The sequence below is a fragment of the Neptunomonas japonica DSM 18939 genome, from assembly GCF_000422765.1.
Taxonomy (GTDB): Bacteria; Pseudomonadota; Gammaproteobacteria; order Pseudomonadales; family Balneatricaceae; genus Neptunomonas; species Neptunomonas japonica.
The window spans coordinates 15,643-39,665 of the sequence record NZ_AUGR01000015.1 but is presented as its reverse complement, the minus strand read 5'-3'; the positions used below and the strand labels follow the sequence as shown (position 1 = coordinate 39,665).

Below are 24,023 nucleotides of genomic sequence, written 5' to 3'. Positions count from 1 at the left end.
ATCAATAACTAAAAAAACACTCCCAAAAAAACTGTAAAGATCGGTAAGATGGTGCCTCTGCTATTACTAGACAACAGATATAGCGATAATTACGCTAATCTCAAAAAGTATTTTTTACTCAATAACAGCACAAATAAGAAACCTTTTTTACATCAACTTTTACATCAACGAACGTTATTCAGAATAAATAATTAACCCGTTCGTTTCAGACAGGCTTGATAGCTTCACCACCCGCTTTTGGCATGGTGGTTTTTTGCTTTAAGAATATCTGGAAACAATGAGGCTGGCCCGCCATGTTTAAACAACTTTTTCACCTTTCTCCCGACAGTACTGCCACATTGCAGCAACAGGTACGTGCACAAATCAGCAAAGCAATTCTTGAAGGTCATATCCCTGCAGATGTTCAGCTACCCTCCACTCGAGAACTGGCTAAAATGCTGAAGATCTCTCGTAATACAGTCATTATTGCTTACCAAGACCTGATTGCCGATGGCTACCTTATCTCCAAAGAACGAGCAGGGTTTTACGTTGACCCTACTATTCTAAAAGGTAATATTTGCGGAAAAACAGAGAAAACAATCAGCACTAACGGCACACCGGACTGGGGGCATTTTCTTAAATTTCGTCCGACAACCAAGAGACTGAATAAACAACGCCTCTGGCAGGAGTCACCTTACCCCTTCATCTACGGCCAGCTGGATCCAGAAATGTTTCCCTTCAACCATTGGCGTGAATGTTGTCTCGACTCGGTACGGATTCAGGCAGCAAAAACTTGGTCATCAGATCATTATGACGCCGACGACCCTCTTCTAATAGAACAGATTCACTCTAGAGTTTTGCCACGCAGGGGCATCTGGGCTGAGCCTGAAGAGATCCTCATCACAGTAGGAGCACAACACGCACTCTATATGACGCTGAATGTATTGCTTAATAAAGATACGCTATTCGGTTTAGAGGAGCCTGGCTACCCAGACCTGAATCGCATGGCAGAATTTACTGGGTCAGAAACCCGCTGCCTAGATATTGATGCGAACGGTCTGATCGTCAATGACGAGCTTGATGAGTGCGATCTAATTTTTACCACCCCCAGCCATCAATTCCCTTCTACGGTCACTATGCCGTTAGAAAATCGTAAAGCACTTCTTGAACGCGCAGTAGAAGATAATTTTCTTATTATTGAGGATGATTATGAGTGCGAAACCAACTTTTCATCCTATCCGACTCCTGCCCTGAAAAGTCTAGATACTAATGAACGTGTAATCTATATCGGCAGCCTCTCGAAAACGCTATCTCCGGGATTACGAATGGGCTATATCGTCGCGCCAAAAGAGCTGATCACAGAAATGCGTGAGTTTCGCCGTATGATGCTGCGCCATCCACCCATGAATAACCAACGTGCCGTCGGGCTATTCTTAGAGCGGGGTTACCATGACTCACTCATCCGAAACTTGCTTGAAGTCTACGAAAACCGTTGGAACATCATGAAAGATAGTATCAACGATCTGCTACCTAATACGACAATACCGCCGGCATTCGGAGGCTCTGCATATTGGATCGAATGTGATGAGCAACTCAACAGCCACCGGCTGAAACAGGAAGCGATGGATCAAGGGATTATTATAGAAACCGGTGATATTTATTACTACTGTAATACCCCGCCGTTGAATTGTTTCCGGCTAGGTTATTCATCTATCGCAACTGAACGTATTCGACCAGGGCTAGAACGTTTAGCTAAATTGGTTGAAAACCAGCTCGGCTAATACCCCCATAATTAAGCCCTCGTTTCTGAGGGCTTAATTAAGCCGAACGTTAGCCTGACAGCTATATCTGTATGACCAACAGCTATTAACACTTTCAATCAAGCTTGATTTGCAGCCACAGTTAACCGTATCTGCCTACGCATTTGCAGTATTGCGGCAAAGACGCCAAGTGCCACAACAGCAATCATAATCGTAGCCAAAGCATTAACTTCTGGCGATACACCCAGACGGACCTTAGAGAAAATCAACATGGGTAGCGTACTGTTGCCTGGTCCAGACACGAAACTCGCAATTACCAGGTCATCCAATGATAGGGTAAAAGACAGTAGCCAACCGGAAATTAACGCTGGTTTTATTAATGGCAGAGTAACCAGAAAAAACAATGAAGCAGGCTTAGCGCCAAGATCCATTGCGGCTTCTTCCAGCGTGTCATCTAGCTGCGAAAGCCGCGACTGCACGACCACTGCTACATAGGCCATACAAAAAGTTGTGTGGGCAATAATAATGGTGCCAATACCACGACCTGCGGGCCAACCAAATGCCCCTTCCATCGCAACAAACAATAATAACAATGACAAGCCGGTAATTACCTCCGGCATTACTAACGGGGCGGTAATCCAACCAGACAAAATCAACTTGCCACGAAAATTCCCAAAGCGACTCAGCACCAACCCCGCTATCGTACCCAGCACAACTGCCAATGAAGCACTAATAAAAGCGATCTTAAGACTTAATAAGGCCGCATCAATAATCTGTTCATTGCGAAACAGCTCTCCATACCATTTCAGCGACCAGCCACCCCATACGGTTACCAGCTTCGACTTATTAAAGCTGTATACAATCAGCGCAATCAGCGGAGCATAAAGAAAGATAAACCCGAGTGTCGCCGTCATTTTTAAAAACAAAGATTGGCGTTGCATTACACCCCCTCCTCTTTGCCCTGACTATTACGGATCAACATGATGGGTAGCACCAACACAACCAGCATCACGATGGCAACAGTAGAGGCCATCGGCCAATCTCTGTTGAGAAAAAATTCGTCCCACAGTACCCGACCGATCATCAGTGTATCTGAGCCCCCCAGAAGGGCCGGAATAACGAACTCACCTACTGCAGGTATAAATACCAATAGGCAGCCAGCAATAATGCCCGGCACCGCCATCGGAACTGTAATCAGAAAAAAACTGATCGAAGGCCGAGCCCCCAAATCTTCCGCGGCTTCCAGCAACGTCATATCCATTTTTTCCAGCGCGGTATAAAGAGGCAATATCATAAATGGCAGGTAGGTATAAACAATACCGATGTAAACCGCAAAATCAGTCTGCAACATCGTCAAAGGCTGCTCGATAATACCAATATTAAGTAAGAACTCATTAACGATGCCGTTCTTCTTCAATAATCCCATCCAGGCATAAACCCGTAGTAAGAATGACGTCCAAAATGGCAAAATCACCAACGATAGCAACAGTGTGCGTGTTGAAGGCTTACTACGAGCGATCAGATAAGCTATTGGAAAGCCTATTAGCAGAGTGAAAAAGGTAGAGATAACGGCGATCTTTACTGAGCTAAGGTAGGCTTCTAGGTAAAAAGTATCTTCAAACAGATAAAGATAGTTACCCAGGTTCAGCTTAATGTTGATGTAGGCCTCCTCCAGATCCCAATCCAATAGTGACGTGTAAGGGGGGATAGCGATGGCGCTCTCTGACAGGGATATCTTAAACACCACCAGAAAAGGCACAAAGAAGAATATTCCCAACCAAAGCGTAGGAACAGAAATAACAGCAAAACGCCCCCAATTTACGCCGTTGAAAAGTTTATATCGCGCCAACCGAGATGAAGCAAAATCCACCCACGCCGCACCAGTTTGAATACTCATGAAGTTAGTACCACGCTGCTACCAACTTCCCAAAATAGATAAACCTGATCTTGCCAAGTAAACCGCTCATCCATATCTCTGGCAAAGTTTGGCTGAGTTACCCGTACTTCCATACCACTGGCCAAGCGAACGCGATAAACCGACTGGCTACCCATATAAGCAATCTCTTCAATCACACCATGGATACAGTTTTCATTTTGAGGCGGCTGTTTGCTACTAATACGAATTTTTTCTGGGCGCAATGCTACATGCACCTTCTGGTTAGGCGCACAGCTAATACCGTGACTTACATACAACATTCCCCCCGCTTCTTTAGACTGCACCCGAACGCGGTCCGGTTCATCTTCAATCACTCGCCCCTCAAACAGATTTACCGAGCCAACAAACTCTGCAACAAAACGACTGTTCGGATATTCATAAACATCATGGGGCTCAGCTATCTGAACAATCTCACCATGGTTCATTACACCGATTCGAGTCGATAAGGTCATTGCCTCTTCTTGATCGTGAGTCACCACTACAAAGGTAACCCCCAGCTCATCCTGAATATTAATCAGTTCAAACTGAGTCTCTTCTCGAAGCTTTTTATCCAATGCCCCTAGCGGTTCATCTAAAAGCAGTAACTTCGGTTGTTTAATTAGAGAACGCGCCAGAGCAATACGCTGTCGCTGACCACCAGACAGCTGATGGGGTTTACGTTTTCCTAGATGCGACATCTGCACCAGTTCAAGCATTTCCCCCACTCTTTGTTTAACTTCACTACGAGCAATACCTTCTCGCTTTAACCCGAAGGCAACATTTTCCTCTACCGATAGATGAGGAAATAGGGCGTAGGACTGGAACATCATATTTACCGGCCGCTTCCAGGGCTGAATACCGGACATATCAACACCATCGATCAAAATGCGCCCGCTAGTAGGCGTTTCAAAGCCGGCTAACATCCGTAACAAAGTACTCTTGCCTGAACCAGAACCACCCAGTAGGCAAAATAATTCATTTTTATAAATATCCAACGAGATATTATCGACTGCAGAAAACTCGCCGAATTTCTTAGTTATATTCTCAATCCTTAAGAAGGGTTCCGCACCTTCCTGCTTCCATAATGGCAGGTTGGTACTGGTCAGTGCAGCGGGCACTAACTGACTATTATTCTGGGATAAATTCATAAGGCCCCTTGGCAGTTCTTCTGTGGATAAGCATTTAAATGAACCTTTGCCTAATTAAGTCTGCGACTGCACAAAGGTTTATTTAGTAACTGTAGGATCAGAGAAAGAGAATTTAGCGTGCTAACACTCACACCTAAATTAAAAACCACTCAGCGGCCAGTTTTTATATTGCTCCAAGCGCGGGTTAGTAGACGATCGTACTTAGCACTATGAGCATTCATAGGAAATAGTTTCTGCGTCACTTCAGCAGTGGGATATATTCCGGGATTAGTACTCACTTCTTCGAGTAAGTAAGGCATTGCCGCTTTATTAGCAACTGCTGTTAAAGCATAATTTGAAATACTGGCGTGATTCTCGCCACGTAGAATGTAATTTAAGAACTGATGAGCAGCCTGTGGATGCGGAGCATCTGCAGGTATTGCCAGCAGGTCAAACCAGACCAAAGAACCTTCCTTAGGAATAACATAATCGATTTCCACACCTTGACCCGCTTCTTGTGCGCGGCTTTGCGCCATTAGCACATCTGAGCCATAGCCCAATACCACACAGATATCGCCATTAGCCAAATCGGACAAGTATTTACTAGAGTGAAAATATTTATAGTTGGAACGTACACCGCTAATAAGGTGACTGGCTGCTTTCAAATCAGTCTTTTTTTCTGAGTTAGGAGCAATACCCAGATAGTTAAGCGCAATACCTACAATCTCAGATGGCGAGTCTAATACGGCTATACCACAGTCAGCCAATTTGGCAGCAACCTCCGGTTTAAAAATTAGATCTAAGCTATCAACAGGTAGATCTCCCAGCCGCTCTTCTATCATCTGCTTATTGTAACCCAGCCCAATCGTACCCCAAGCATAAGGAACGTTATGCTTATTGTCCGGATCATGGGAAGCGATTTTATTCATGATATTCTGGTCGAGGTTGCCATAGTTACTTAATTGTTGGCGATCAATTTCTGCATAGATTCCAGCCTTAACCTGACGCTCTAGAAAAAAACCGGTGGGCACTACCACATCATAACCAGAACTACCCGACATCAGCTTTGCTTCGAGCATCTCATTGGAGTCATAAACATCATAGTTAACCTTAATACCGGTCTCTTTCTGAAATTCCTCCACCACTTGTGGGTCAAGGTATTCAGCCCAGTTGTATACATTGACAACTTTACCTTCTGCTACTGCAACAGCCGACAATAACGCGGATAACATCACAGAATAGCCAACGTGTTTAATTTTCATATTATTCTCCATTACACATATCTATCACTTTTAAAAAGTGAATATCTAAGATGACCTTTGTTTTTATTAACAAAGAACATTTATTATTATTTTCTTATCAATCTTATTAATATCTGATACATAAAGAATTAAAGAACAAGAATAATTAGTAAGCCTCCCAGTATTTACTTAATTTGTTCTAGAACTTCACATAATGTTTCACTAAGGTATTTTCCTTCTCTATACGCTTTTTTTATTTTTTCCTCAGGGTCCGACACCGCCACTGGTGCAGGCCCCTCAACAAATCTGCCAACTACCTGAAAAGAGCTGTCGAGAATTGCCACCACAGGAATCAGGATTTTATCCATCCCAAGATTCTCCATAATTTCATCTTCAGCCCTGCCTTTAGATATAACAGCCATCTGGATGTTGGGTTGTAACTCACACATCTTATTCAGCGCTGTAACATTGATTTGGCAATCCGGACACCACATCTCTGCGGCTACTAATAAATAGTAATTCCCCGTTACCCCAGACAGAGCATCCAACGTAGCCTGTGGCAATGTTTGCGGCGCTTCCAATAGAGCAGATATTTTTGCAACAGCCTGCCTTTCCTGCGAAGTACCACGCCCGACATAGGTATGAAAATTATCACCGAGTTCAAATAACGTTTTATATAACTTCATCTTTACTGCCTTTCCCCCACTACAGATGCCCTAGGTAAGAATCCTAATGTTAGATCCATCAATAAACCCAGCATCCATTGTTACCTCGTCAGATATTAAGACGTAGAACCAACAGCTCGGTAAATTGTGATACCGGTTGGATCCACCTTGTTTCAATTAAATAAAATTAAAAACCATGTACAGAGTAATGGTTCTTTATATTGTCAGACGTTGGGTCTATCAGCTTTATAAACAGCCCCGATACCATCGCCTTAATAAACGAAGACCAAAAAAGTTTAACTACAATAAAAATAATTTCACACGTGGAATTATGAAATTGAGGCGCTTATGAATACGGAATATATCAAGATAAAAAATCATATTGACGGAGAGTGGCTCGACGAAACCAACGGCCAGTATGAGCCTCTGAAAAATCCATCAACAGGTGCTGTAATCGGCGAGGTGCCATTATCTGCTGTGCAAACCTCCCGTGCTTCTGTCCTTGCTGCAGCCGAAGCTTTTCCAGCTTGGAGCGCTACCCCGCTGCCAAAGCGTATGAACTATATCTTCGATATGCAGCAGGCAATGAAGGATAACCTCGAAATGCTAGCCCAAGCGATTGCTATCGATCAGGCTAAGCACATTGCAGAAGCTCGTGGTGAAGTGGGCCGAGTCATTGAAATCCTACAGATGGCCTGCTCTATCCCTGCCATGATTCAGGGCGAAACCGTACAAGGCATCGCTAACAACATCAACGGCCGTATTATCAAAGCTCCTTTGGGCGTTTTTTGTGGCGTAGCACCTTTCAACTTTCCTGCATTGGTATTTGGCTGGTTTATCCCGTTTGCCATCGGCAGCGGCAACACCTTTGTATACAAGCCATCCACTGAATCACCTCTATTTATGCAGAAGATGATGCAGCTACTGGTAGATATTGGCCTACCGGACGGTGTGGTTAACATCGTTCATGGTGACCGTGAAACAGTAGAAGCCTGGTACGAAGATGATAATGTTGCCGGTGTCTGCCTAGTAGGCTCGACACCAACCGCTAAAGCGATCGCTGAAGGTTGTGGCCGTGGCGGTAAAAAGACCATGCTGCTAGGGGGTGCCAAGAACTTTCTGGTAGCAATGGAAGATGCACCTATGGACCTGATGATCGAAAATATTTTGATGTCAGGATACGGATCTGCTGGCCAGCGCTGCCTGGCCGTTTCCAATATTGCGGTGGTGCCTGAGATCTACGACGAGTTTGTTGAGCGTCTGCTCGCAGCTTCTCAAAACATTACTATCGGCGATGCGATGGACCCGGATGTATTTATGGGCCCAGTAATCTCTGCCAAAGCTAAAGAGCGAATCGAGAACTATATCGAGATCGGCCAGAATGAAGGAGCCACGCTAGCGCTGGACGGACGCAACCCTCATGTAGCTGAAGGAAATAAGAATGGTTACTTTGTTGGCCCGACCGTATTCACTGATGTTACCCCATGCATGCAGATCGCTCGCGAAGAGATCTTTGGCCCTGTACTCAATGTGATGAAAGTAGGCTGCATCAATGGCGCCCTGCGCATGATTAAAAACCATGAGATGGGCAATGGCGCTGTCATCTTTACTCAGAACAGTTACTACACCGAAAAATTCATCAATGAGGCCGACGTAGGGATGGTTGGCGTTAACGTAGGTATCTGTGCTCCGCATCCGTACCTACCGTTCGGCGGTATTAAAGGATCGTTAGTAGGTAACAATAAAGTCCAGGGCAAAAGTGCGGTTGATTTCTTCACTCAGAACAAAGTAGCCACTGTTCGTGTTGTTAACCCAAAAGCAGGCAGTGCGGCTCCTGCCGCAAATAGCGATTCGGCTGTACGTAGTTGTGTTGCCAGTTAGTTCCGTGTTGCCAGACTATTCGTAGCGGTTCAATAGATACCGCTTCATCAATAGCTGGATTTAGCGCGCCGAAAGGCGCGTTTTTTTGCTTATAACTAATATGGACGCTACCGGTAGTTTGAATTCCCGCCTCTTTGAAGCCTCCGCCACGTAGAAGTACTCCACTAATCCCACCCTCGCTACGTAGAACCAGCAAACTTTTAGCAGGTAATTTGCTCAGGTATAGTGAAATTAACATTAGCGAAATCAAATTAAGCTATCCATAATACATGTCATGTTAGCAATGGTTTACCATTAGGGCTGTTCTGAAGAGCTCCGCTATACACGCGTTAAAGCATTACAGAAACCCAACCTTCTGAGAAAAATAAATGACGACTGAACAGGCCTATTTTTTCACCGTCGCATTAATCAATCTAGTGTTAGCTTTCTCAGGTACACGAGTTGCTGACCCTGATGGAAAACAGAAATCTATATTCTTTTTCATCGTCGCTTTTTCTGCAAACTGCCTTAGCTGGTTTCTTTACACATTTGATATAAACGTATTTTTAAAAATCATATCAGCAGTTCTATCTTCAGCATTTATTTGGGGAATGGTGGTATTTAGCTTCAAACGGTGTGAGTGCCGTTTACCACTCGCCTCTATATTAAGCCTGTTTTTGATAAACTGTTTTGCTTTGGCCTTTTTCATATATCACAGTAATTTTAATGACGCTTTGCATGTGAGCGCTCTCTTTGTGCCTTCAGCATTTTGTTGCATTGGTTATTTATTTATAAAAATAAAAAAGAATAGAAACCCGTCCGACATCATCCTGTCTTACGCCTGTTTTTTCATGGCAATCTGTGTTGTTGCTCGTTCTTTTTTACTCGAGTTTGCACCTGAATTGTTTAGCAAAACCATGATTTCATCACAAATAATATGGCCAGCATTTAGTGTCATCAGCGGCGTCTTCTCTTTACTTAGCTTTACCGAAGAGGCCCAATTGAAGCTGAAAGAAGAATCAAATACAGACCAGCTCACCAGCCTTGCCAATCGGCGCGCCATGAACGAAGCCCTAAAGAGAGAGTGGACGATAGCGAGACGACATGAAAGACCATTCACCTTGATTATGCTAGACGTCGATTTTTTCAAGAAATATAACGACCTGTATGGCCACCAAGCAGGAGATGAGTGCCTGAAAAGCGTGGCTAGCACCTTACAAGGTAGCGTACAACGTGCAGGAGACCTCGTCGCACGCTATGGCGGAGAGGAATTCTTACTGATCTTACCTGACACCAATAATACGGCTGCGCAACATTTGGCTGACAGGATATGTACTTCAATAGCACAACTTGAAATACCGCACGACCAATCACCTCTAGGCATCATCACGATCAGTGCAGGCATTGCAGTATTGACGAAAAACTCATACGAGAATATCGATGAATTACTGCGGGCAGCAGACACCGCTCTTTACCAAGCCAAACAGATGGGCCGTAATCAGGCTCAACTCATTTAGCATATCGATAGCTAAAATGGACCCGATAAATTTTCACCTATAGAAAGTAGGTAATTATTAAATTGCATAAGCTTATGTTCAGATGGAGCACACTATCATGGCCGAATATTAAAACAAGGAAGTGTCATCGTGACCACAGAGCTAGAGCTGTATCAAGATAGAAAGGGAGAGTATCGTTTCCGTTTGAAAATTGAAAACGACAAAAATATTGCCAAACCTGAAAGCTCTAAGCCCAAACATCATGCTGTAAGTTGTATAAAGTCTGTAAAGAAAATGCTTCAGAAAGTTCTCGTTACAAACTACAAACACTAAAACACCACGTATAAAAAGAAGCACTAGGATTAACGGTATGTTTGGGTAACTCTAGCTTTAGCATTCATCACAATCTTATAAGTCTCCCCCCTTTCTTCGTTGAAGAGTCGCACATAGAAGCATACAACACTCAGTATTCACCAAACTCTTACTCGACTATTCCCAAGTACATTAGCTACGGGAATGAACACATAGGTTAACCAGCCTAATCTACAATAAGATACATCAATAAAAATAGAGCTAATAAATTGGCCATTAACAGATAGTTGAACTTAATGAGAAAGCCCCTTTCTCATTAAAAACTATCCATCATTAATAAATGGAGTTCTTATTAAGCCCCTGCATTATAAAATAGCATTAGCACTTCTTCTGCTAATCGCGTTAGTCATAGCATGGTTTAGTTATGCCTTTCCTTTATTACCGTTGATTGAGTCATATATTGATCCTAAAGCGCTAGGTGAATGGGTCAATGAACATGGTTTTTTAGGCATATTGACCTTCGTAGTATTAAGCACTATCGCAGCCGCCATAGGGTTACCAAGACAGTTAATTGCACTCATTGCCGGTTACAGTTTTGGGTTATTAGAGGGTACATTATTAGCGATTTTCAGTATTAGTTTGGGAGCACTTTTAACATTTTTCTTTGCTCGTTTTTTTGCACGCCCCTGGGTTCAGCGACGATTTCCTGAAGCTATCAACAAGGTCGACGCCTTTATCTCTGAGCAGCCATTTCTTAAAATTTTAACCATTCGTTTTCTACCCTTTGGAACAAATATGCTGACGAATCTAGCTTCAGGGGCGACAAAGCTATCTGCTATAATATTTTTCAGCGCTTCATTTTTAGGCTTTTTGCCGCAAAGCACACTTTTTGTCATGGCGGGCAACGGGCTCAACATCAATTCAAATAGCCAAATTATATTAAGCATTATTCTACTGCTGCTCTCTGCTTTACTTGCACTGCTGATCTATAAAAAACATAAACATCACCCACTCCGATGACTCAATCAATGACAAGACGTATCACAACATATCTTTTAGGCATCGCATTACTAGCCGCCATAGTTATGGCTTTGCTTGTCAGTTCAGCGACACCTGGGCATAGAGTCTTTATCAATGGGAATATAATCACTGTCGACGAAAACAACCGTATCGTAGAAGCCATATCTATTCGAGATGGAAAAATAGAGGCTATTGGCAGCAACAATAGTATCCGCAAGCTAATCCAGAAAGACACCCAGATCACAGATTTACAAGGTAAAACATTGCTTCCAGGTTTTATCGATGCGCATAGCCATTTCCCTGGCTCTGGGCTTACGGCTATTTCTGCTGACTTGAGCCCACCTCCCACGGGCGGAATATCTAATATCGCTCAATTACTAGAAAGCATGCGCTTGCAGGCTAAAGCAATACCACCAGGAAAGTGGTTGTTAGGCTTTGGCTATGATGACTCGTCTCTTATAGAGAAACGTCATCCTACAAGACAAGAACTAGATAGTATATCTAGCGAACACCCTATCTACCTGTGGCACAGTTCCGGTCATATGGGCGTAGCTAACAGCCTTGCTCTGCAAAAAATAGGCATAACAGAGCATACTCAATCGCCTGCTGGGGGAGTCATTGGACGAGATAAAAACACCGGTAAATTAAATGGACTGCTTCAAGAAAAGTCTGCGTTGTCACTCACTACATTGCTGCAAGATTTTTCATTTACCGATTACTACCAGGTTTTCCAGCATGCTCGCGATGAATATAGTCAAAATGGTATCACTACAGCACAGAGCGGCGGGGTTGGCATTAACCTTACTCGAGCACTTTACTGGGCCAGCCAATTTCGACAAATCCCCTTTCGTATGGTTGTTTTCCCCAACCACCAGGATTTTGGAAAACAGCTATTAGATGGCAACTATAAGCAAACTGATTTTAACTCTGAACGTTTTTACTTGGGGCCGATAAAAATCATTGCCGATGGCAGTGTTCAAGGACGTACTGCTTTTTTAACACAGCCATTTTATAAAAATCCTGAAGAGATACCAAACTACAGGGGCTTTCCTTCCTTTGAGCAAACAGAACTCAGCGCTATTGTAAGCACCTATCATGATGCAGGATTCCAATTAGCTATTCATGGAAATGGTGATGCGGCGATTGACCAGATCATTGATGCCTTTGCTAAAGCGCAAACACGTACCCCTTCAACTGATCCAAGATTGATTCTTGTACATGCGCAAATGGCACGATTCGATCAACTCAAAAGCATGCAGGCATTAGGGATTACTCCCAGTTTTTTCCCTACACACACCTATTACTGGGGCGACCAACATATCGAATTATTTATGGGCCCCCAAAGAGGACCAATGATGAGCCCTACAGGTTCGGCAGCAGCATTAGGGCTTAAGTTCAGTGTACACACAGATGCCCCGGTTACCCCAATTAGCCCATTACAGTTACTCTGGAGCACCGTTAATAGACAGTCGCTCAGTGGAAATATCATTGGGAAAGACCAGAAAATTTCTACGATGCAGGCTATACGATCAATCACTATTGATGCTGCGTGGCAGGTGTTTCAAGAAAACAATAGAGGCTCAATAGAGCGAGGGAAGTTTGCAGATTTGGTGTTGCTATCAAGCAACCCGTTAGAAAACCCACAGAGTATCAGGCAAATAGAAGTGTTAGAAACTATCGTTGCTGGTGTCACTGTTTATGCAGCAGACACGAAAAACCCCAAGAGATAATCTTAGGGTTTCAATATAAAGCACGCGAAAGTAGCTTAGTAAATTAACCAGCTATACCGACAAAACTATAAGCACTTTTCTTAGCCTTATCGCCTGTCATATTTTTATCATCAAGGGATTGATCGCGTACAGAAGAACCTGCTTTCTCTTGACGAGTTTTAGATTTCTGTTCGTCTGAAGACTGCTTGTTGTATGAATGAAAGCCTTTAACGCTCATGTCTGTACCCTCTATTGTTTGTTACTAATCATCTCTTGAGTATTAATATACCAACATCCTCTTAGAAGTAAATGGAATTAAATTTCATACAATTATACCAAAAAAGAATAAGCAATAAAAATAAGATGCTACAACGAAAAAATGACCGATAAGCGGTCAAATTATTTTTATAGTGAACAACTTTAAGAGAATTGAATAGTTTTAGGTAACAGCTCCTAATAACTAATGACTTTTGTTAACAACAACCTTATAGCTTTATCGTTTCAAAAACATGCTCGCCAGCCCAATCAACAAGATCATCAGCACAGTGTGTGATCACCGCTATACTCGCCTTATCAGGAGCTAGATAGGTTTCACGTACGCGTACTAGGTCATCCAATGTGATATTCAATACTCTTTCCCGAAAGCCTTTTCTCTGCTCAAGCGTGCGACCATATAGCGCATTGTGGAAAACCTGCTTTGCCTCGCTGGCTGGTGAAACAGGCTTGTCCATGTAACTAATCATGGCAAAAACGGCACTATCTAAATGCTGCTGAGTAAACTGACAACTTTGCAACCACCCCGTCGCTTCACCAAAATCCTCCAACGTACCTACTGATCGTGGGTCTCTATAAGAACACATCCGAAAAGCACCTATATTGGAGTCCTGACTACAACCACTGCCATATGCACCACCGCGCTCACGCACTATGGGGTGCAAGTACTCATGACGAACCAGTTCTCCTAGCACATGCAAAGCTGCTGCATCCGGATGGTTAATAGCTACGGTCGGGTAAGCAATCGAGCAAAAGTTAACTTGAGTGTCTGTTGTCCAAATCTCTCTTATTTGTCGCGATACAGGCTCCAGAGAAAATGGCTGAAACTCCCTACCCTGAATATGAGTATTCGTGTCTTGCCATCTATCCAGCAATGCCTGGCGTTCACATTCAAAATCGGCACTTTCGCCCACCAGCAAAAACTGCTTAGGTGCTGCAATTAGTCGCTGATGAATACATTCAAACTTAGCAGCCATGGATGCAATAAGATCATCATCGCAAGCGCTACGCATACTATTATCAAAAGCACGAAGTGATTTAATGCCCCTCAACCCACTTAAACGCTGAACTAAAGACGCTGCTGGGCTAAAGCCACTGGAAGCCGTACGTTTAGCCAATATATGGCCGTTATCAGCGACATAGTTGTCAGCAGATAAACGTTGCTGAGCTATAACATTTTTTATTCGCGAGAGCTCATCAAAACGCACTGTTTTCAGAGCATCGTAGAGCATATCGGTCATCGCTTGATGATTTGTCGATAAACCTCGCGTCGCTAACGTGAAGTACCCTTTTGTTTGTTGTACGTCGAGTAACGAACCACGCACATTACTGCTGGCGTGAATGCCCTCTGAATACTGAGATCGCCACGCTTGTGTTTGCTGATGACTCTTTGCCCCACACCCGAGCTCAGCTACACAGGCCGTGTAAAAAGGCAGTGCCTGCAGTAACTCCTCTTCCAAACAAGGCATCTCAATGACTAACTGCTGATGCAGAAGACCATTAGTGCCTTGTTCAAAACAAGTAATAGGCATAGAAGAGTGTGCCGTAAAACGGTTACCTTGAGCTGCTTTCAGGCCAACAGGGATCTCTTGCACTGCAAGCTTTGGCAAAATATCGGGGGCTTCTTCCTCACTTTGTCGCTCCTCAAGTGCAAACTCTTGTTCATAAAGGCCCTGGCGCTGCTGTTCACTCATTTGAGCTAACATTTGCGTTAGCTTTTCCTTGTCATCACTCTGGAGACGCTGTTTTAGCGTGGCATCAGGTAAAAGGGAAAGGCGTACTCTGTGTGTATTTTCAAGGACACGCTCGCGCACCAATGTTTTAATATACTCAGGATCATTGACGGCAATTCTGAGTTCGAGCATCACAGGCTCAAGATCTAACGAGCCTGACAGTCCATCCTCATCAGCATTTATTTGCAAAGCAGTCGGCAAAGCTGAAAGGATAACCTGTAAGCCGTATGGATAAGCATCATCGCTTATATCTCGATGATCAAGCTCCAATTGATGAAGCACGGCATCCAAACGTGCCTTTTCAACACCATTTGTCGCTATATCATCCAACGTTGCCAACACCAGAGACTCGAACGCATCCGCCTCTTGTGGGTCACTTCCCTGAATACCACAGACGAGGCTCAGTTCTGCATTGCTATCTTCCAAACCACATAAATGTGAAGGGCCATGACCCAGCGCCGTCGACTCTAGCGCATCCATCAAAGGTGAGGCACTGTCTTGAAAGAGCAACCGACTCAACAGATGCGCCTCTAACCATTGCTTTAAATCGGTACTCTTGCCTATTAGCCAAGCCAATAGGTGATGTGTTTGCTCTGACAACGGCTCATTATTAGCGCCTCTATCTACATCTTCGTCTAAAGTACCTGCACAAACTGATTCTTGTACTTTTACAGGCGCTGTAAAGCGCTCTTCAAATAACGGGGTATCAGCTAGAGCTTGTTTATCAAAACGAGATAATGCTTGCTGATCAATACGCTCATGCAGCTCATTAACAGGGAGATCACCATAGGTCATAAATACCGCATTGCTTGGGTGATAATGCTCACGGTAGAAAGTTAAAAACTGCTCATAACTAAGGTTTGGAATCTCAGCTGGATCGCCACCGCTCACAAAACGATAGGGAGTCGTTGGAAATAGATACTTACAAAGAATATCCCAATATGTAGACGAAGATGCGTTAAAAGCGCCTTTCATCTCATTATAAACAACGCCACGATGTTCTAAACATCCGTCATCATTAATCGCTAAGCGATGACCTTCTTGTGCAAAATCCAATGGATTCAGCTTGGCAAAGAAAACCGCATCTAGGTAGACATCGAGTAAATTAAAGTAGTCTTTGCTAACTTGGCTAGCAAAAGGATAGGCCGTCCAGTCAGCACTGGTAAATGCATTCATATAAGTGGCTAGGGAGCGTTTTCGCATCATGAAATACGGTGCACGCACTGGGTATTTTTCACTTCCACATAAAACACAATGCTCTAATATATGAGCGACGCCACGAGAATCAGCAAGTGGCGTTCGGAATGCGACCAAAAAGACATTTTCGGGGTTATCAGCAGCTAAATGATAATGTGTCGCGCCTGTTTTAACGTGACGATACTCCTGCACTTCTACTTTTAACGCGGGAACAACCCGGCTACGGAGCTTTTGAAATGCAGAATGGCAAGGCATAGAGAACCCTCAATCTTATATGCGTAACAGTGACTGCTTATACTGTAACTATCTAACCACACCAGTAACAGAACCAGAAGTCAGTCCTACGGAGTGCCAACTCTACATTCGAATTCCATTTTCAAACCTCGCATTCAAACAAAGAGGAATCATCATTGCGATTAGCGCAATACTGTGATGAATATATATCAATATACGCAAAACAAGCTTTTATATAAAATGGCGCTATTAAATTTCGAACGTGGGAAGTATATAATACCCCTCTCTCTGAATTTTAGCCTGTGAACCATTACTGGCAATCGCTAGCTTTTCGTTTATCACGGCAATTAATCTAAATTTTCAGTATCTGCTGGTGTAGCAAATACTTAATTACACGGAACTATCAGACATGCCAAATAATTACTTCAATACTCTGCCTCTGCGTGAGCAGCTAGCGCAACTGGCTAAATGCCGTTTCATGGACATTTCTGAGTTTCCTGACGGTGTGGAAGCGCTAAAAGGTAAAAAAATCGTTGTTATCGGTTGTGGTGCTCAGGGCTTAGCTCAGGGTATGAACCTACGTGATAGCGGCTGCGATGTATCTTACACATTGCGTGCTGCAGCGATTGCTGAAAAACGCCAGTCTTGGAAAAGCGCTACTGAAAACGGTTTCGTTGTTGGTACATACGAAGAGCTAATCCCTACTGCTGATGTTGTTCTTAACCTGACACCTGATAAGCAGCACACGCCTGTTGTTAATGCCATCATGCCTTTGATGAAGCAAGGTGCTTGTCTATCTTACTCTCACGGTTTCAATATCGTTGAAGAAGGCATGAAGATCCGTGAAGACTTAACAGTTATCATGGTTGCTCCTAAGTGCCCAGGTTCTGAAGTACGTAACGAATACGTGCGCGGTTTCGGTGTACCTACACTGATCGCTGTTCATGAAGACAATGACCCTAAAGGCGAAGGTTTGGCTTTGGCTAAAGCTTACGCTGTAGGTACTGGCGGCCATAAAGCCGGCGTATTGATGTCTTCTTTCATCGCTGAAGTTAAATCTGATTTGATGGGCGAACAGACTATTCTATGCGGCATGCTGCAAACCGGTTCGCTACTATGCTTCGACAAAATGATCGAAGAAGGCGTTGACGCTGGTTACGCATCTAAGCTGATTCAGTTTGGCTGGGAAACAGTGACCGAAGCGCTTAAATATGGCGGCGTAACTAACATGCTGGACCGTTTGTCTAATCCAGCTAAAATCAAAGCATTTGACCTGTCAGAAGAACTTAAACTGATCATGCGTCCGCTGTACAACAAGCATCAGGATGACATCATCAACGGTACTTTCTCTCGTACTATGATGGCAGATTGGGCTAACGACGACGTTAACCTACTAGGATGGCGTGCAGAAACAGCAGAGACAGCCTTCGAGAAAACACCTGCTGGCGATGTAGAAATTTCTGAGCAAGAGTACTTCGACCACGGCATTCTAATGGTTGCTATGGTTAAAGCGGGCGTTGAGCTAGCTTTCGAAACAATGACAGCTGCTGGCATTGTTGCTGACTCTGCATACTACGAATCTCTACATGAAACTCCGCTTATTGCTAACACAATTGCACGTAAGAAGTTATATGAGATGAACGCGACTATCTCTGATACAGCTGAATACGGTTGCTACCTATACAACCATGCTTGTCTGCCACTATTGGCTGACTTCATGAAAGACATCAAAACTGATGTCATTGGTAGAGGCCTAGCTGTAGACGACAACGGCGTTGATAATGCTCGTTTGATCGAAGTGAACGCTGCTCTTCGCGCTCACCCAGTTGAAGCGATCGGTACGACTCTACGTGGCCACATGGCTGACATGAAAAAGATCGTTTGATGCAGACTTGCCTGTAACTTGTTACAGGTAAAACAAGGCCAGGATTCATCTCCTGGCCTTTTTTTTAAAAATTTATAAACACCCTCACCCCACACGCTGATACCGAACTCCGGACACTTAAACCTATGAACATTAGCCTGGACAACCTAACCGTTAACTTTGAAGACCGCTTTCAATTGGATGCAATCAACTGGCAGCTAAACGATAGCCAACATTGGGTCGTTACTGGCGCCAACGGTTCAGGTAAATCTGCGCTAGCAGCCGTACTGGCAAGTGCTGGAGAAAATTTATCAGGTAGTATCGATGGACTTCCTGCAAAAGTAGGGCTGGTTTCTTTTGAAGCCCAAGCAGAATTGATCGAGGCCGAGCTAAAAAAAGATGATGCTGACATCATGGATGTTATCAGCGAAGGAACTCCCGTACATGAGATTCTTAACCCCGGCGACAGTAATCAAAAGTTGATTGACGAGCTAGTCGATAAATTTTCTCTGCAGTCATTAGTAGAGCGCGCATTTCGAAAATTATCTACGGGCGAGTCTCGCAAGGTTATGTTGATCCGTGCGCTAGCCAGCGAACCCGACCTATTAATTCTTGATGAGCCATTCGATGGGTTAGATGTGCATACGCTTGAAATGCTGCAAGAGTATTTAGCGTCACTGGTAGAAACCGTACCGATGGTTATGGTTCTAAACCGCTTTGATGAGTTTCCTGACTTTATTACTCACATCGCCTATGTTGATAATGGACGCTTGCAACATAAGATCGATCGCAGTGACAGCAAAGCATACAACGAGCTTTACCAATTATTACATTTAAAAACTACTGACCTACAAGTTCCAGCAGCCGACCCTGAAACTGCCATTCCACAGTTAGATCCAACCCAGCCGCTTGTACGACTCAACGCCATCAATATTACCTATGATGACCACAAGATCATTGATTCACTGGAATGGACTATCGAGCGCAACCAGCACTGGCAACTGAGCGGCCCCAACGGAAGTGGAAAAACAGGCCTGCTATCACTCATTACCGGTGACCATCCACAGTGTTATGTAAATGACATTTTCGTGTTTGGCTTTAAGCGCGGCAGTGGTGAAAGTATTTGGCAAATCAAACAGTTTATCGGTTACGTCTCTACTGCTCTGCAGTGGGAATACAAGGTAGGAACAGGCTTACGTAATGTGATTATTTCGGGCTTCTACGACAGCATAGGTTTGTACACAAAAGCGACCGACAAGCAGAAGCAAATTGCCGATGAGTGGCTAGCGTTATTAGGAATGAGCGGCCGTGCCGATACGCCATTTAATAAGCTTTCATACGGAGACCAGCGTTTATTATTAATTGCACGAGCAATGGTTAAACACCCACCCCTGCTTATTCTGGACGAGCCATGTCTTGGCTTGGATGATATGAACCGCCAACTGGTATTAGCGTTAATAGAAAAAATCTGTGCAGGTAGCGAAACCTCAGTGTTATATGTCAATCATCACCCTGAGGATCAGATTAAAGGCATCAACAACTATTTAGCACTGAAAAAAAATTAATAGATTAGAAACATTCAATGGGGTATTTTCTATCCAGTGTACCCCTTTTCATCTCATGGCGTATCGCCATAAATCAAGGAGCCAAATCCACCAGCAATGAAGGCTTATCGAAGTAGTACCCTTGCGCGAAATCGACCCCAATAGACTCTAACTCACCCGCAATATCTTGGCTTTCTACAAACTCCGCAATGGTTTGTTTACCCAGAGCTCTTGCCACGTCATTGATCGATTTTACCGTGGCCAAATTAACAGCATCCGTCATCATATCTTTAACGAACATACCATCAATCTTGATAATATCTACATCTAGTGTTTTCAAATAAGCAAATGATGATAAACCACTCCCAAAATCATCTAACGCAAACTGGCAACCCAGTGCTTTAAGACTTGCAATGAATTGACGTGCATTTTCAAGGTCAGTAATTGCTGCAGTTTCGGTGATTTCAAAACAAATTTTCTCAGCAGGCAAGCCTGTCTGTTTAAGTTTAGTAATAATAAAACTAAGAGAGTCTTGGCATGCAATAGATTGCCCTGACAAGTTAATAGCGCAAGCGCTTAGTGCTGCTACCTCTTGAGGATGAGTAGCCAACCAGTCAAATGTTGCATTCACTACCTCACGATCCAAACGCGGCCCCAAATGATAGCGTTCAACCAAAGGTAAGAATTTATCTGGATAAATAAGCGCCCCATCTGAAGCTTTTAATCTCAAGAGTATTTCATAATGTTTATCCGCACGGTTATTGTGATGTAGTCCAATAATAGATTGTCGATGCAACACAATACGCTTCTTATCCAGCGCATTATTTATCTGATTTATCCACAGCATTTCATGGCGCTTATCCGCCAAAGTGGCATCCCCAACATCAAAGGTATGCACACGATTTCGACCTGAGTCTTTCGCCACTTTACAGGCCGTATCAGCAGCATTAAGAATATCTTCTATCGACGATTTACTCGCATCAATTAGCGTCAGGCCGATACTCGCACTTATACGGTAAACTTCGCCGTCCCACTGATAACGTACATCGGCAATGGCTTTACGGATATCGTTACAGATGACACGTCCATCAGGAATATCACAAGAGGTCAATAATATCGCAAACTCATCTCCCCCTAGACGCGCCACAACGTCTGTTGTTCTTACGCATATTTGAATCAAACGAGCTACTTGCGCTAATAACTCATCCCCGGCAGCATGCCCGCATGTGTCATTGACGACTTTAAAGTGATCTAAATCTACAAAACACAAAACATGCGTTACTGATTCATCAACCGTATCTGAATAATGAGTCAACACTCGGCCAAACTCTCGGCGGTTGTTTAAGTCTGTCAACGCATCATGGCTTGCTTGATAGGAAAGTGAATTGGTTAATCTTCGGGTATTGTTACTCAGCTCAACAACTTCCTTGGGCCCACTCGTCACACCTACAAACACTTCTCCTGCCTCAGCATCCCTTGCCATCTGGGTCAGTTGCCGTAAAGGGCTCGATATTTGTCGGTTAGCCCAATACCACAGTAGCAGTACCATTAAAGAAAAGCCGCCCCAACTTAGATACTGTATCAAGGTGACATTACTTCTCTCATCCACCTGAAGCTGAAAGTTAGTATTAACCGCTGCTTCAGAAAGGCTGCGTAAGCGACTCAAGCGCTCAACTAACAACTGACTCACTCGGTCTGATTTAGCTAATAGATAGGACAGTTGCTCTTCACGGTTCTCGTCAGGTAGAACCGCAGCCTCTTCTAAATAGTGACTCATGCTTGAGATGGTAGATGCCGTCTCAGACAATTCAGTAGTTAACGGTATTGGAGAATCTTGGGCGCCTAAGTTTTCAAGGCTTTTTACAATAAAACGTCCCTTGCTCACCCCGCCTCTCACCAAATAGGTTTGTCCAGAACCCAGCACCAAGTCAGCTGTAATAAGGTATTGTGATATATCAATCGCGAGTGACTCGACATCTTTATTCCAAAGCACACTTTGCATATGTTTTTCAGATGCGTCATGCGCTAAACGAAACTGATGTGACAAAAGCAACTCGATAAGAAAGCCTCCTGCTAGGCAAGCAAGAATAACGGTCGCAAGATAACCTTTTATTCTCATTGTGGCTGCCCTCTCATCATTACAGCTTTTGCAATAATGCTATTGTGACTGTGCAGAAATGACATCTCCCCATGCAAGCTCAGTGATTGCAAGCGTCTTCAAAGCAGAGCTTAAAATTAGTAAATGCATGGCTGAGCTCTTTGATAAAGCGCTTTTGGCTTGTTCACTTAACTCCTGACCATCAGCGCTGACTAGTAATAGTAGCTCAGCGAAAGATTTTCCTTGGATGACGGCTTCTACTTCATTTTTCAAAGTATCGTTACACTCAAAACTACGGCAACGTTGAAAAGCTAACCCTTCAATTTTCATATCAGGGCTAATAGCCCAAGCAATTTCAACAAGTCCCCATTCCGACAGTTCTGAACGCGCTTGCACAAACCCTATAGAGTCAATACCGTTCAACACTTGATATAAGGTGTGCTTACCTATCTCATTATGGTGAATAGTAAACGGTAAGCGTTTAGCCACTTCACGTCGCATTTGTTGATCTATAGGCCGAATGATCGAACGATGCTTTGTTGCTTCAGGATAAAGGCTATGAATAGCAAAAATAGGATCTCTTAATGAACAAAAGGCAGCAGATACTGGGATCGCAAAACTCACCAAAATAGCTACTATCGCGGTTAGCACTTTTGCATTATTTAATTGTAAGAAACGACTCTCAACACTGCTCACACTTATATCCTCACGCGTAACTGAGCAACGAGCTTCGATGCCGTCTGTTGACCTGCAACGGTATCCAACTCATTAAACCATTCAGTGCTGGCATCAACAAATCGATTAACTTTCCACTGAACGCCTAATGATACGCTACTATGGTCTTGCCAAGTACTAGCATGCTCCTGCTTCATATGCCTTAGCTGCAAATAAGTATGCAGTGACTCCATAGGATTACGCCACGACAGCTCTAATAAAGCATTCCCCTGACCTAAGCCACTGTTCTCGCCGCCTGACAACTCAGCTAATATCTCCCATTGGCGATAATAATGAACAATATCAATACCAATACGTTTACGTGCGACCGTTCCCGGAGCAGTAAGTACTTCCCCATCAAACCATGACAAACCCACCACGGTATTTCCTCTTGACGGAGTTCCTATGCGACCTGCGAACACATAAGGGTTATCACGATCCGATATGTTGTTCCCTGAACCTCGCGTAAGCGCAACTTCATAATCCAATTGTGCTAAAATACCATTTACAGAAACACCCCAGTCAGCCTTAATTCCTCTATCGCTGAATGTGTATTGCCTCAACGTACCATTAGTATCTATGTTTTGTTCCAATCCAAATGGCACTTCAAAGTGTCCAATACGAAAATTTAATGCATTACGGGTTAGCCCTGTAAAATTGATATTCGCTATACGCCAAGTAATTTCTGAATCATCACCATCATCAAAAAAATACGCAGGTTTTTTAACCGCATTTAAACGCATCCAGTAAGGCTGAAAAACTAAAGTAGCAATATCTCCATTTTTTCCTGTGAAAACCTTATGAAAATCAACGCCTATAACATGCTGGCTCGATAAATGATCTGCATTAGTGTCCTGAGTAAAGCGGGTAGAAAGATCCAACGCCCAGCGACTATTATCCAACCAATGAAAGGCAGTGTGTTGCTGGTTAGCTTGATTATCTACATCAGCAGCGCCAGCAAACACAGGAGCATGAGCCATCACAAACATGGTTATTGTCCAGTGAACTAAATAGTGTAGTGTCTTAAATGACAAACAGCTCAAGCGCTTCTCCTACATCATGATTGCTAAGCAAATAAAGAACTAATCTAGAAAATAAAAATTCATATATTAGGAACCATAAGCATAGTTTACATCACGAGCTTGTCATGCCTGAACACAAGGTTTTCTATCTATTTATGCTAAATATTTTCTTCAAAATCATAATAATGCCGATATAAATCCGGCCTTACCCACTTTCAATCAACGCCATAGGCTATAACTAGTAGCTATGGTTATATTTT

The 24,023-nt window shown here is 43.5% G+C and carries 18 protein-coding genes; 8 read left to right on the top strand and 10 right to left on the bottom strand.

Features of this window, described 5'->3' with window-relative positions; genetic code table 11:
- Window positions 1–293: 293 nt before the first annotated feature.
- A complete protein-coding gene (pdxR, locus tag G511_RS0110510) occupies window positions 294–1,760 on the top strand; it encodes a MocR-like pyridoxine biosynthesis transcription factor PdxR (protein WP_028469585.1) in 1,467 nt (488 codons plus the stop codon).
- A gap of 98 nt (window positions 1,761–1,858) precedes the next feature.
- Here pdxR and G511_RS0110505 read toward each other — a convergent pair whose 3' ends face one another.
- The 5 genes from G511_RS0110505 to G511_RS0110485 all read right to left on the bottom strand — a co-directional run bounded on the left by G511_RS0110505 (window position 1,859) and on the right by G511_RS0110485 (window position 6,708).
- Window positions 1,859–2,680 carry an ABC transporter permease subunit gene (locus G511_RS0110505; protein ID WP_028469584.1) on the bottom strand — a complete coding sequence of 274 codons (822 nt, stop codon included), beginning with the start codon at window positions 2,678–2,680 and terminating at the stop codon, window positions 1,859–1,861.
- The gene (locus G511_RS0110500) at window positions 2,680–3,636 is read right to left on the bottom strand and encodes an ABC transporter permease subunit (protein WP_028469583.1); all 957 of its coding nucleotides are present in this window, start codon (window positions 3,634–3,636) and stop codon (window positions 2,680–2,682) included. The genes G511_RS0110505 and G511_RS0110500 overlap by 1 nt, the downstream gene beginning before the upstream one ends.
- Complete coding sequence (locus tag G511_RS0110495) at window positions 3,633–4,802, bottom strand: ABC transporter ATP-binding protein (RefSeq protein ID WP_028469582.1); 1,170 nt, start codon at window positions 4,800–4,802, stop codon at window positions 3,633–3,635. The genes G511_RS0110500 and G511_RS0110495 overlap by 4 nt, the downstream gene beginning before the upstream one ends.
- A 149-nt stretch (window positions 4,803–4,951) precedes the next feature.
- The gene (locus tag G511_RS0110490; protein WP_028469581.1) at window positions 4,952–6,043 is read right to left on the bottom strand and encodes a polyamine ABC transporter substrate-binding protein; all 1,092 of its coding nucleotides are present in this window, start codon (window positions 6,041–6,043) and stop codon (window positions 4,952–4,954) included.
- Window positions 6,044–6,207: 164 nt separating this feature from the next.
- On the bottom strand, window positions 6,208–6,708 hold the full coding sequence (locus G511_RS0110485) for a thioredoxin family protein (protein WP_028469580.1): 501 nt from the start codon (window positions 6,706–6,708) through the stop codon (window positions 6,208–6,210).
- A 327-nt stretch (window positions 6,709–7,035) separates the two neighbouring features.
- On the opposite strand from G511_RS0110485, the gene G511_RS0110480 reads away from it, so the two are divergent.
- The 5 genes from G511_RS0110480 to G511_RS0110460 all read left to right on the top strand — a co-directional run bounded on the left by G511_RS0110480 (window position 7,036) and on the right by G511_RS0110460 (window position 13,105).
- Window positions 7,036–8,568, top strand: a complete 1,533-nt coding sequence (locus tag G511_RS0110480; protein WP_036551865.1) for an aldehyde dehydrogenase family protein — start codon at window positions 7,036–7,038, stop codon at window positions 8,566–8,568.
- A 368-nt stretch (window positions 8,569–8,936) separates the two neighbouring features.
- Window positions 8,937–10,064, top strand: a complete 1,128-nt coding sequence (locus tag G511_RS0110475; RefSeq protein ID WP_028469578.1) for a diguanylate cyclase — start codon at window positions 8,937–8,939, stop codon at window positions 10,062–10,064.
- Between the two features lie 129 nt (window positions 10,065–10,193).
- Window positions 10,194–10,376 (top strand): DUF1508 domain-containing protein, encoded by a 183-nt coding sequence (locus G511_RS22555; RefSeq protein ID WP_036551864.1) that lies wholly within the window; start codon window positions 10,194–10,196, stop codon window positions 10,374–10,376.
- Between the two features lie 423 nt (window positions 10,377–10,799).
- Window positions 10,800–11,375 carry a TVP38/TMEM64 family protein gene (locus G511_RS22550; RefSeq protein ID WP_051221876.1) on the top strand — a complete coding sequence of 192 codons (576 nt, stop codon included), beginning with the start codon at window positions 10,800–10,802 and terminating at the stop codon, window positions 11,373–11,375.
- A gap of 8 nt (window positions 11,376–11,383) precedes the next feature.
- Window positions 11,384–13,105 (top strand): amidohydrolase, encoded by a 1,722-nt coding sequence (locus G511_RS0110460; RefSeq protein WP_051221873.1) that lies wholly within the window; start codon window positions 11,384–11,386, stop codon window positions 13,103–13,105.
- A 43-nt stretch (window positions 13,106–13,148) separates the two neighbouring features.
- Here the strand turns inward: G511_RS0110460 and G511_RS24365 are convergent, their stop codons facing one another.
- Both G511_RS24365 and G511_RS0110450 read right to left on the bottom strand, forming a co-directional pair.
- The gene (locus G511_RS24365; RefSeq protein WP_156905198.1) at window positions 13,149–13,322 is read right to left on the bottom strand and encodes a hypothetical protein; all 174 of its coding nucleotides are present in this window, start codon (window positions 13,320–13,322) and stop codon (window positions 13,149–13,151) included.
- A 247-nt stretch (window positions 13,323–13,569) separates the two neighbouring features.
- Window positions 13,570–16,542, bottom strand: coding sequence for an insulinase family protein (locus G511_RS0110450; RefSeq protein WP_028469576.1), 2,973 nt, complete (start codon window positions 16,540–16,542; stop codon window positions 13,570–13,572).
- A gap of 388 nt (window positions 16,543–16,930) precedes the next feature.
- Here G511_RS0110450 and ilvC point away from each other — a divergent pair, with 388 nt between their 5' ends.
- Window positions 16,931–18,406, top strand: a complete 1,476-nt coding sequence (ilvC, locus tag G511_RS0110445) for a ketol-acid reductoisomerase (protein ID WP_028469575.1) — start codon at window positions 16,931–16,933, stop codon at window positions 18,404–18,406.
- 125 nt (window positions 18,407–18,531) lie between these two features.
- Window positions 18,532–19,950, top strand: coding sequence for a molybdate ABC transporter ATP-binding protein ModF (gene modF, locus G511_RS0110440; RefSeq protein ID WP_028469574.1), 1,419 nt, complete (start codon window positions 18,532–18,534; stop codon window positions 19,948–19,950).
- A gap of 73 nt (window positions 19,951–20,023) precedes the next feature.
- On the opposite strand, the gene G511_RS0110435 is transcribed toward modF, so the two are convergent.
- Genes G511_RS0110435 through G511_RS0110425 form a run of 3 tightly spaced genes read right to left on the bottom strand, consistent with a single transcriptional unit; the run spans window position 20,024 to window position 23,784 of the window.
- On the bottom strand, window positions 20,024–22,048 hold the full coding sequence (locus tag G511_RS0110435; protein ID WP_028469573.1) for a putative bifunctional diguanylate cyclase/phosphodiesterase: 2,025 nt from the start codon (window positions 22,046–22,048) through the stop codon (window positions 20,024–20,026).
- Between the two features lie 39 nt (window positions 22,049–22,087).
- On the bottom strand, window positions 22,088–22,723 hold the full coding sequence (locus tag G511_RS22545) for a hypothetical protein (RefSeq protein ID WP_051221871.1): 636 nt from the start codon (window positions 22,721–22,723) through the stop codon (window positions 22,088–22,090).
- Between the two features lie 2 nt (window positions 22,724–22,725).
- Window positions 22,726–23,784, bottom strand: coding sequence for a hypothetical protein (locus tag G511_RS0110425; RefSeq protein WP_156905197.1), 1,059 nt, complete (start codon window positions 23,782–23,784; stop codon window positions 22,726–22,728).
- Window positions 23,785–24,023: the final 239 nt, after the last annotated feature.

Bases quoted from the DNA above. Each gene is read 5' to 3' on its own strand.
- pdxR (WP_028469585.1), top strand. From the start codon at position 294: ATGTTTAAACAACTTTTTCACCTTTCTCCCGACAGTACTGCCACATTG.
- G511_RS0110505 (WP_028469584.1), bottom strand. From the start codon at position 2,680: ATGCAACGCCAATCTTTGTTTTTAAAAATGACGGCGACACTCGGGTTT.
- G511_RS0110500 (WP_028469583.1), bottom strand. From the start codon at position 3,636: ATGAGTATTCAAACTGGTGCGGCGTGGGTGGATTTTGCTTCATCTCGG.
- G511_RS0110495 (WP_028469582.1), bottom strand. From the start codon at position 4,802: ATGAATTTATCCCAGAATAATAGTCAGTTAGTGCCCGCTGCACTGACC.
- G511_RS0110490 (WP_028469581.1), bottom strand. From the start codon at position 6,043: ATGAAAATTAAACACGTTGGCTATTCTGTGATGTTATCCGCGTTATTG.
- G511_RS0110485 (WP_028469580.1), bottom strand. From the start codon at position 6,708: ATGAAGTTATATAAAACGTTATTTGAACTCGGTGATAATTTTCATACC.
- G511_RS0110480 (WP_036551865.1), top strand. From the start codon at position 7,036: ATGAATACGGAATATATCAAGATAAAAAATCATATTGACGGAGAGTGG.
- G511_RS0110475 (WP_028469578.1), top strand. From the start codon at position 8,937: ATGACGACTGAACAGGCCTATTTTTTCACCGTCGCATTAATCAATCTA.
- G511_RS0110460 (WP_051221873.1), top strand. From the start codon at position 11,384: ATGACAAGACGTATCACAACATATCTTTTAGGCATCGCATTACTAGCC.
- G511_RS24365 (WP_156905198.1), bottom strand. From the start codon at position 13,322: ATGAGCGTTAAAGGCTTTCATTCATACAACAAGCAGTCTTCAGACGAA.
- G511_RS0110450 (WP_028469576.1), bottom strand. From the start codon at position 16,542: ATGCCTTGCCATTCTGCATTTCAAAAGCTCCGTAGCCGGGTTGTTCCC.
- ilvC (WP_028469575.1), top strand. From the start codon at position 16,931: ATGCCAAATAATTACTTCAATACTCTGCCTCTGCGTGAGCAGCTAGCG.
- modF (WP_028469574.1), top strand. From the start codon at position 18,532: ATGAACATTAGCCTGGACAACCTAACCGTTAACTTTGAAGACCGCTTT.
- G511_RS0110435 (WP_028469573.1), bottom strand. From the start codon at position 22,048: ATGAGAATAAAAGGTTATCTTGCGACCGTTATTCTTGCTTGCCTAGCA.